The following is a 2,821-nucleotide window of genomic DNA, read 5'->3' on the forward strand; positions in this document are numbered from 1 at the left end:
CGCGGGGCCCGCGGCCGAGCGACTGGCGGTGCTGCTGTGCGAGCTGGTGGCCGAATCGGCGCGCGCGGTCGATGCCGGTGTGGCGCCCGCGCCGCCGATGCGCGACGCGCACCGCCAACTGCTGGTGCGCCGGGTCAAGGCCCATGTGCTCGAGGCGCTCGATTCACCCGAGCTCGACGTGCCCTCGATCGCGCGGCGCTTCGGCGTCTCGGTGCGCTACCTGCACCTGGCCTTCGCGCACGAGGGCAGCACGCCGGCCGCGTGGATCCGCGCGCAGCGCATGACGCGTTGCGCGCAGGACCTCGCGAACCCCGCGGACCGGCGGCCGGTCTCGGCCATCGCGCTGCGCTGGGGCTTCCAGGACATTCCGCATTTCACGCGCGCGTTCGGCGCGGCCTTCGGCTGCACGCCCTCGGCCTATCGCCTGCGGCACGGGGGCAGCGGCCCCGGCGACGAAAGCAACCCGCGCCTCAGGGCAGGTTGAGCTGCCACGAGACGCCGAAGCGGTCCTGCACCCAGCCGTAGAGCCGGCTGAACGGATAGGCATCGACCGGCATCAGCACCTGGCCGCCTTCGCCGAGCCCGTCGAACAGCCGCCGCAACTGCGCCTCGTCGTCGCAGTCGATGAACAGCGAGATCGAGGGCGTGAAGCCGAAGGCATGCACGGGCGGGCTGTCGATGCACAGCAGGCTGTGGCCGCCGAGCTCGAAGCGCGCCTTGAGCACCGTGCCCTCGGCGCCCGGGCCCGCGGGACCGTAGCGCTCGATCTCGGTGATGCGTGCCTCGGGAAACAGCGAGAGGTAGAAGTCCATCGCGGCCTGGGCCTGGCCGGTGAACATCAGGAAGGGCGTGAGCCGCATGGCGGGTCTCCTCGAAGAAGGTCAATAGGGCGGCGCCTTGCGCGCGCGCTGTTCGCGCGCCGCTTCGGTCCACCACGCGAGGTCGTCGGCGAAGCGGCCGAAGGCCCGGTCGAGCGAGGCGCCGGGCGCGCCGGTGGGCTGGCCCTGCGCGTCGAGCGTCTGCGAGATCGGGCCGACCGACAGCGTGCTCGACACCACGATCATGCCCATCTCGGAGAGGATCGAATGCCACACCGTGCCCGAGCGCACGCCCGAGAAGCGGCCGGCCGAGTAGCTCGCGATCGCCGCGGGCCGCCAGAACCACTCCTCGAGGAAATGGTCGGTGAGGTTCTTGAGGCCGGGCTGCGGGCCCCAGTTGTATTCGCCGGTCACGAAGACGAAGGCATCGGCCGCGCGGATCTTGCGCGCCAGCGTCTCCATCGCCTCGGGCGCCGTGCCCGCCGGGTACTCCTTGTACATGCGGTCGAGCATCGGCAGGTCGACGGCCTTGGCATCGATCAGCTCCACCTCGGCGCCGCGCGCGGCCAGCCGCTCGACCAGATAGTCCGCGAGCCGCACGCCCATGCGGTCGGCGCGGTAGGAACCGTAGAACACCAGGATCTTGTCTGCCATCGTCGCTCCGTTTCGCAGGGCCGCCGGGGTGCGGCCCCGCGCGAAGGGTAACGCGCCCGCGTGGCACCCCGATGCTTCGCCCACCCGCATGCCGGGCTATGCTTGTCCGGCATGCCGCTGCTTCGCCGCCCTTCTCCTTCGATGCGCTCCTGGTTGCTGGCCGCGTGCCTGTTCACCGGCACGCCCGCCTTCGCCGCGACGTCCTGCCTGGTCACGGCCGAGGCCCCGTCGCCGCCACGCGCCCTCGCGATGGCCGCCGCCGCGCAACGCGAGCACGAGGCCTTCGGCGCGCAGACCCTCGATGCCGAAGGCCGCATGGTCGACGCGGGCAGTTCCGAGGCCGAGGACGGACGCGTCTCGCGCTTCGCGCCCGCGCCGTGGCAGCGCGTGCTCGGCTACTGGGACGCGGTGGACCAGCCGCGCGTGAAGCTGCCTTCGCTGGTGCGCTTCGGTGCCTTGCGGCCGGCCGATCGCACGCTGCTGCTGGAGGCGCTGAACCAGGCCAGTGCTTCGCGCCTGATGGGGCTGGGCGTCGGGCCCGACCAGGGCCTCGACGCGGCCGAGCTGCATGCGATGGCGACGGCGGTGAACCGGGTCGCGGTGATCGACACGCCGTGGTCGGCCGCCTTCATCAGCTGGCTCGCGCGGCAGGCGGGACTGGGCGCGGACGAGTTCGTGTTCTCCGAGGCGCACGTGGACTACGCGGGCGCGGCCTGGAAGGCTGGCGCCGACGAAGCGGCGGGCCGCCCCACGCGCTTCGCGCTGCGGGCCTGCGATCTCGCACGCACGCCGCCGCGCATGGGCGACCTGGTGTGCCAGACGCGCGGCGCGCGTTCGGCGCTCGACAGCTTCGCCAAGATCGGCACGGTGCTCGCGACGCGGCCCACGGGCGGCGCGGCGCTGCCGATGCATTGCGACGTGGTGACGGCCGTCGACGCACGCGGCTTCGACGCGGTCGGCGGCAATGTGCTGCAGTCGGTCAGCTTGCGCCGGCTGGACTTCGCGCCGGGCACGCGGACGCTCGATCCGAGTTACCTGCCCGAAGGCTGCGCGGCGGACGCGGCGGGATGCATCGATCGGCACATGAGCCGGCAGCCGTGGTCGCTGCTGCTGCAGTGGCGCTGAAGCGGGCGCCTCAGCAGTTGTTGCGCCGCAGCCCCGCCATGTGGGCGCAGGGCCGGCGGCCCGGACCGGGGTCGTGCACATGCGGCGGCGGAGGCTGCACGCGACGCCGCGGCGGCGGGTAGGGATAGGGATCGGGGCCCCAGAGATAGACCGGCTCGGGATCGGCCTGCGCCGCGCGCCCTTCGTCGGGATAGCGCGGAATGATCGACAGCCCCGGGTTCGAG

At 72.8% G+C, this 2,821-nt stretch carries 4 protein-coding genes and 1 pseudogene; 2 read left to right on the top strand and 3 right to left on the bottom strand.

The window, feature by feature from the left end; translation table 11 throughout:
- The coding region (locus AC27VN_RS37950; RefSeq protein ID WP_490879997.1) for a helix-turn-helix domain-containing protein at window positions 1–484 on the top strand (484 nt) is incomplete at its 5' end.
- On the opposite strand, the gene AC27VN_RS37955 is transcribed toward AC27VN_RS37950, so the two are convergent.
- Window positions 471–860 carry a VOC family protein gene (locus AC27VN_RS37955; protein ID WP_490879998.1) on the bottom strand — a complete coding sequence of 130 codons (390 nt, stop codon included), beginning with the start codon at window positions 858–860 and terminating at the stop codon, window positions 471–473. The two genes, AC27VN_RS37950 and AC27VN_RS37955, sit on opposite strands and share 14 nt — an antisense overlap.
- Before the next feature lie 21 nt (window positions 861–881).
- Window positions 882–1,472, bottom strand: a complete 591-nt coding sequence (locus tag AC27VN_RS37960) for an NADPH-dependent FMN reductase (protein WP_093340313.1) — start codon at window positions 1,470–1,472, stop codon at window positions 882–884.
- Window positions 1,473–1,613: 141 nt separating this feature from the next.
- Here AC27VN_RS37960 and AC27VN_RS37965 point away from each other — a divergent pair, with 141 nt between their 5' ends.
- Window positions 1,614–2,597: a DUF2272 domain-containing protein gene (locus AC27VN_RS37965; protein WP_490879999.1), complete on the top strand. Its 984-nt coding sequence runs from the start codon at window positions 1,614–1,616 to the stop codon at window positions 2,595–2,597.
- A 10-nt stretch (window positions 2,598–2,607) separates the two neighbouring features.
- On the opposite strand, the pseudogene AC27VN_RS37970 reads toward AC27VN_RS37965, so the two are convergent.
- A pseudogene (locus AC27VN_RS37970) lies at window positions 2,608–2,821 on the bottom strand (hypothetical protein); the annotation flags it as partial.

This window comes from Variovorax sp. 20P10.2.4, from assembly GCF_058244205.1.